Source organism: Candidatus Megaera venefica (assembly GCF_034554655.1).
In the GTDB taxonomy this organism is placed as follows: Bacteria; Pseudomonadota; Alphaproteobacteria; order Rickettsiales; family Rickettsiaceae; genus Megaera_A; species Megaera_A venefica.
Window position 1 is genome coordinate 1 of record NZ_JARJFB010000111.1, and the last position, 6216, is coordinate 6216.

General features: G+C 33.8%; 5 protein-coding genes. 3 read left to right on the forward strand and 2 right to left on the reverse strand.

Going from position 1 to position 6216, the window contains the following annotated elements:
• Window positions 1-55 precede the first annotated feature (55 nt).
• Window positions 56-1642, reverse strand: a complete 1587-nt coding sequence (locus Megvenef_RS06705) for a hypothetical protein (RefSeq protein ID WP_322777203.1) — start codon at window positions 1640-1642, stop codon at window positions 56-58.
• 204 nt (window positions 1643-1846) lie between these two features.
• Complete coding sequence (locus tag Megvenef_RS06710) at window positions 1847-3121, reverse strand: Na+/H+ antiporter NhaC family protein (RefSeq protein ID WP_322777204.1); 1275 nt, start codon at window positions 3119-3121, stop codon at window positions 1847-1849.
• 398 nt (window positions 3122-3519) lie between these two features.
• Here Megvenef_RS06710 and Megvenef_RS06715 point away from each other — a divergent pair, with 398 nt between their 5' ends.
• The 3 genes from Megvenef_RS06715 to Megvenef_RS06725 all read left to right on the forward strand — a co-directional run bounded on the left by Megvenef_RS06715 (window position 3520) and on the right by Megvenef_RS06725 (window position 6161).
• Window positions 3520-5259, forward strand: a complete 1740-nt coding sequence (locus Megvenef_RS06715; protein ID WP_322777205.1) for an ankyrin repeat domain-containing protein — start codon at window positions 3520-3522, stop codon at window positions 5257-5259.
• Between the two features lie 96 nt (window positions 5260-5355).
• Window positions 5356-5694 carry a tRNA-binding protein gene (locus Megvenef_RS06720; protein ID WP_322777206.1) on the forward strand — a complete coding sequence of 113 codons (339 nt, stop codon included), beginning with the start codon at window positions 5356-5358 and terminating at the stop codon, window positions 5692-5694.
• A gap of 194 nt (window positions 5695-5888) precedes the next feature.
• Window positions 5889-6161, forward strand: coding sequence for a hypothetical protein (locus tag Megvenef_RS06725; RefSeq protein WP_322777207.1), 273 nt, complete (start codon window positions 5889-5891; stop codon window positions 6159-6161).
• The last annotated feature ends 55 nt before the right edge of the window (window positions 6162-6216 follow it).

The following is a 6216-nucleotide window of genomic DNA, read 5'->3' on the forward strand; positions in this document are numbered from 1 at the left end:
AAAAAATGAATGTGCGGTGATTTATTTTTGAAATTCTTGAAATTATATCAAAAATTTAGAGTTTTGACGGAGAGACTAGGTACTCTAATTGTAGGATATATACTTCATGTTCCTCAGTTAAATTAGCAACAAAATCGTCTATTGGTGTAACTATTTTTTTATCAATATCAACCAGATTCTCCCTATCCGAAGCTACTTGATGAGATAGTAATAATTTTGCAACGAGAAGGATTGTCTCACGAGTTTTTGTTTCGTTAGCTAATTGTTTTCCAGTAAATTCAGTAATATAAGTATCAGCAATAGTAGAATTATTGGTAATTTCCTTCATATCCTTTTTAAAGCGTTCATTAGCAGTCGTAATGGAAGCGTAGTAATCTTCTAAAGTTTTTGTAAATAAATCCTTAAATGTTTCGCATACATTCGACGATCTTGCAAGTATACTAAACTTATCGACAAGTGTAGATTCTATTTTTTGTACAGATTTTTGGTACAACTCGATTAAGTCTTTTGCATCAGTTACAGGTTTATTAGCATGTTTAAGGACTTCAGAAGAGTGTGTAACTTGATCAATATTAAAGAGTCCTCGCGCTAATTCAAAATATTCCTTTGTATTAAGTACAAACTGCTTCAATAAATTTAAATCAATTGATTCGAGCTTAAAATATTGAGCAAATTGCTTAATATATGAATCTAAAGTATTATTATCAACGCTCTTGATAAGTTCATAAGGATCAATACGATTAGTATATTTAAAATCCTTGCAGGTTTTTCCCGTTTTCAGGGCAACTATTAACTTGTTAGCTTCATCTACCGTTACTCCTTTTACCTTGAGTAAGTTAGTCAGCGAGTGAGATATTGCAATGTTATCAGAAGCTTTTAGAGCGCCTTCAAGTAGGTTATCAAGGGCAGTTTTTACAACTCCATTTTCTGTAACTTTACTGAATATAGGAGTGTTATAATGAAATTTTTGAGTAAAGCAATATGCTAACATCAATTTTTCTATTAAGTAGCCTCCTTGACCTTGGCCGAATAAGATACCATAGACTTCTGCAATATGGCTTGTGAGCCCATCGCTAACAAGAGTACTTTTGTCTTCATCAGAGCAAGAAATTACTTTTGAACCTATTGGCAAAATATCAACATATTTATGTATATTTGCACCAAAACAAGAATTTGTAAAAATATTTAACGGTTTATTACCAGAGAGTTCTTTTAAATTTTTGAAAAAATCCTCAGCAACCGCACTTACCTCAGGTTTTACCTTATCCTTAGAATAAAAATGTTTAGCCATTTTAATTTTTTCTTCTATAGAGGTACTTTCGTTACCTGCATTTTCTTTTCTAATTTCTTCTTCAATTTTAGAAAAGCCCAATATATTCATGCTCAGGGAATACGGAGTAGGTTTCTCCGTTGTGCCTAGACTGCCGTGCATTGATAAGAATATATTATAAGATCCTAAACCTTCATTTGATCTAAAACAGTTAGCAATATCCTGATAAGTAAAACCATTTTCTGGGTCACCAACATTTATCGTATTCACATATTGATTTAATATAGTGCTATTAAAAATTGTTGGTAGTGAATCACGTGCCAGTAGGCTATTTGTATTAACTCCATGAAAATAGAAAATGGTTTCTTTCATTCCTTCCAAATCTTTTTATTATTTTTTGATAAAGATAACATAATTTAATATTTTTGTAAATAACATATAAATCTTTAATTTGTAGAGCAAAAACCCAGTTAAAATTACAGCGGGTAAAAATTTTCAATTGGATAAGGATTAGGTTTTGAAGAAACCAACAACACAAAAACATTTTATGCTTTTGTGCCGGAAACTATGTTGGAATTAATGCCTGCGAAACATAATATATGCAAGTGTTACAAATGCTAATATATAGCAATAATATACTTTACCTATTACATCTAGCGGCGATACTTGTGCTACTGCGCATACAAGAAGGATTTGCGCGCCATATGGTATGATTCCTTGTAATACGCAGGAAAAAATATCAAGCCAAGCCGCACTTTCGTGAGGTTTAATTCCATATTTTTTTGCAAGTTCTTTTGCTATGGACCCTGAGAAAATAATTGCAATGGTATTGTTGGCTAGCAAAATATCAAAAAGAGAAGCTAGTGCGGCAATTACAAGTTCGGCAGACTTCTTGCCAGCATTTTTGGGCAGAAAGTTAGAAATTTTTTCTGCGAGTTGCTGCGAATTATGGTTTGAGATACCTGAAAGTCCTCCAGTGAGAATTGAAAGTAACATGATTTCATTCATATCGCGAAATCCAGTTGCAATATCTTGAGCAAAAGCAAGGAGGGTGTAGGTGCCAAAAATTATACCAACTAGACCAGAAAAGCATAAGGCTATTGTCATAACTGCAAATACGTTTATACCTAGAGTTGCCAAGAACAGCAGTACTATGTAAGGTGTAATCAGTAAAAATGAGTAATCTCGGTCTACAAGGTCAATTTCTGAGTTATCAGCAAATAACAAAACGCAGATTGTCACAAAAGAAGCGACTAATGCAATTTTTATGTTTAGCTTTAGTTTTTCTTTCAAATTAGCATGTTGGGAAGAAACTGCGGCAATAGTAGTATCTGATATGACAGACATGTTATCACCAAACATTGCGCCGCCAACCAAAGTAGCCGCTCCAATTTCAACAGCAAATGCGCCTTGCAAGCTTAGCTCAGCTACCAGGCTGGCAAGTGCTGCAATTGTGCCAAGTGCACTACCAATTGCAGTAGAAATCAAAGCACTAGTTATGAATACTCCAATTAATAAAAGATTTTCAGGAGTAACAGCCAGAGTAAAATTGACCGTGGATTCAACGCTTCCTATAGATTTTGTAACACTACTTAAAGCTCCAGCAAGCAAGAATATAATGCACATGGTGATGATATCAGGATGCCTTGCTCCGCTGAGGAAGTTATTCATTGTCCCGTTTGTATCGCTTTTATTCATAAGCCAAGCGATTATTATTGATGGCAGTATTGCAGAAGTTGGAGGTATTTGATAAAAGGCATTCTCAACTCCTTGGAGCGAGTAATACACCCCTGAACCAAAGAATATTAGTACAAATAGTAAGATAGGAATAAAATTAATAAATACAGCCATAGGAATACATCTTTTTTCAGTTAATAAAACAAATTAATTAAGTGAGAAAACGAGTGTATCGATGACGTGCTTAACGGTACCTCGTTGATTAGAGGTACATTCGTGACTGGATAAGGCTAAATTCAATTTGATAAGTCATAATAATAACTTATACATTACTCAAGTTGTTTAGTCAAATAAATTTTTGTTAGTTATTCGTCAATGCCTTAATTTTTAGGAATCTGACAATATATAATCATTGAAGGAAATGCTTAAATTATAAGTTATTTAAATTACTAAATATTGACTTATGATTTAATTTTTTTTATTATTATAACTATACTAAATAAAAGCAAATATTAGTTGTTATGTTTATGTAATGTATACAAAATAGTACAAATTAATTATAGGTAGAATGTATGTCAAAAACTAAAGAATTATTTGAAGCAATTTATTCTAATAAAATAGAAAATGTAAAGAGAGCTTTGTCTGAAGGGGCTGAAATTAACGGCCCGAGTGAAGAGTATGGGGGTTTTACTCCACTAATGGCGGCGGCTGGCGCTTGGAATATGGATATTTTAAATTTTTTGCTAGATAAAGGAGCAGATGTTAAAGTTAAAACTCCCGAGGGCGATACCATATTAAGCATTATGGTTGGGCAAGGTTTTTCATTTGGTCCAAGAATTAATGAGCAATATCATAATCTTATAAGAAAAATTATCTCAAAGGGAGTGGATGTTGATTCATACAATCAAAACGGTGATAACAATCCTTTGCTAATTTCTATGAGTGCGGCTGATGTTGAAACTGTTGATATGCTAATTGATGCAGGGGCTAATCTAAATATTATCGTAAATAAAGATTATCCTGATGTTCCATTAAATAGAGCGATATCCCAGCTTGTTAGAATGAGGCCGGACGCAGAATATATTATTGATAAAATGATTGCTAAAGGTGCAAATGTTAATCCTAAAGCTGAAAACCTAAGGTCCAGTCCGTTGTCTTCGGCCGTTGCGGAAGGTAGAGATGATATATTCAATAAATTAGTAAAGCAGTATGGTGCTGACATTAATCATCCTTGTAGTACTACTACACCGCTAATCTCAGCAATTTTGGCAAAGAATACTCCTATGACATACAAATTACTTGATATGAGAGCGCATATAAATCCAGAAAATACTAATCTTGCTTATTCTCCATTAAGTGCAGCACTTAGTGTTGGTGATGATAAGCTGGCTCTCGGATTGATGCAAATAGGGGCTAATGTAGCTCCTAAGAATGTTCAAATAACTCCTATTTCACAAGCTATTGCCAGTGATATGATCAATATATTAGAATCGATACTGAGCGTTGATTCTGTTTCGCAGCAACAAATGGTTGATGGTCTATTACATAATATGCATAAATGTGATTCTCCATCGTTTAATCTAGCTTTAGGCAAAGTAAAGGATATTAATTTACCAAGTCAACTTGGTCAAACTTTATTGGGTAGAGCAATCTTCACTCCAGAAGAGAAGTTTAGTGGGTTTGCTCAAAAATTAATACTTGAGCATAAAGCTAAATTACAATTCAACGAATTCAGCTCTCTAATTCAGTTGGCACATAGGCCAAATTCTGAAGGAATGAGTTTGATTAATTTAATTTTAAAAACCACTGATGATCAAGCAGTAAAGTTAAAAGGCATGAATGTAGTGCTAGAAAATATGCTAAAATGTGTGAATGGAGTCAATATTGAATTGTTAAAGATATTAATTGAGCATGGATTAACTATTAGTCCTAGCAATATTAAATTAGCTCTTGACCATCAAAACTTACCGCACCCAGTTTATCCAGATTATATTCCTAAAATGCTACAACTTGTTCTCCAAAATCAAGAAAAGGCTGCGGCGGATGGTCTGCATACAGGGACTTTATCATTATCTAGTACTAGCAATGAGAATTTAAGTGATGATCACCATAAGGTTGTAGTTACTAGCAGTAGTCAAGTTCCCCAAAATCAAGAAAAAGCAGAGGAAGATGATTTGTCTACAGCGCATTTATTATTAGCTAATTTATCGTTGTCTAGTACTAGCAATGAGAATTTCAGTGATGATGAGAGTGTTACTGAGGGTCATCATGTTCCAATTGTTGGCGATGCTAATTCTACACAGACTTTTTAAGCTATAAAATCTGCATGGTGAACCATACTTTACAATCAAAATAGCTCTGATAATATTATCGGGGCTATTTTTATAGGCAACTTAAGGTAACACAAAATGAAAGTGATAACATATGAGGAATTTGAGCGTGTTGATTTACGTTCTGGTACCATTGTGAAAGCAGAAGAATTCTTGCGTGCTAAAAAACCGGCTTTTAAAATATGGGCTGATTTTGGTGATGAAATTGGGGTTCTGCAAACCTCGGCTCAAGTCACTGCTCATTATACGCTTGAATCTTTAGTTGGTATGCCGATTGTTGGATGCGTAAATTTAGGTGAAAAAAACATTGCCGGGTTCTTGTCGCAATTTTTACTAGTTGGTTTTTCTGATAAGAATGGTAGTATCTGCTTGGTTACAGTGGCTCCAAAAGCTCCAAACGGAAAAAAGATGTGCTGAAAAATTCCTTCAATATGGCTTTTTCTTAAGTTTTAGTTTCTAGCATTAAGCTTGAAGATATCTTTAAAGATATCTAGTCCCTCCGTCAAAACTCTCCCCGCCTGAATTAACAAGGGGTTTCATGTCATAAACAGCTTACAAAATCCATAAGAAAATGGTATAATTACCGCATAAAGCTTACGGATTTTAAAATTATGCCTATAGAAAATATTACTTTTCTCCAAAAACAAGAAAGGTTATTTGAAGAGAAATTATCTACAAAACTAAATCCTAAAAACAAGTTATATAAACTAAGGGATTTAGTAAATTGGTCTGAACTTGAAGCCAGAGCATTGCCTAACATTGAAATCAAGCAATTTGGTAGAAATAAGAAAGATCATAGAGTAATGCTAGCACTATCAATGCTTCAAGCTATGTACAACGGTTCTGATTCGTTTACGGAGGAAGAGCTAAAGGAAAATATTTAGTGGCAATATTTTTGTGGTTATGATTAGTTGCAGCAAGATCTTGACGTGTCTGAAG

What these genes read in the sequence shown, in the direction of transcription:
- Megvenef_RS06725 (WP_322777207.1), top strand. Translation starts at nt 5,889, where the DNA reads ATGCCTATAGAAAATATTACTTTTCTCCAAAAACAAGAAAGGTTATTT.
- Megvenef_RS06710 (WP_322777204.1), bottom strand. Translation starts at nt 3,121, where the DNA reads ATGGCTGTATTTATTAATTTTATTCCTATCTTACTATTTGTACTAATA.
- Megvenef_RS06705 (WP_322777203.1), bottom strand. Translation starts at nt 1,642, where the DNA reads ATGAAAGAAACCATTTTCTATTTTCATGGAGTTAATACAAATAGCCTA.
- Megvenef_RS06720 (WP_322777206.1), top strand. Translation starts at nt 5,356, where the DNA reads ATGAAAGTGATAACATATGAGGAATTTGAGCGTGTTGATTTACGTTCT.
- Megvenef_RS06715 (WP_322777205.1), top strand. Translation starts at nt 3,520, where the DNA reads ATGTCAAAAACTAAAGAATTATTTGAAGCAATTTATTCTAATAAAATA.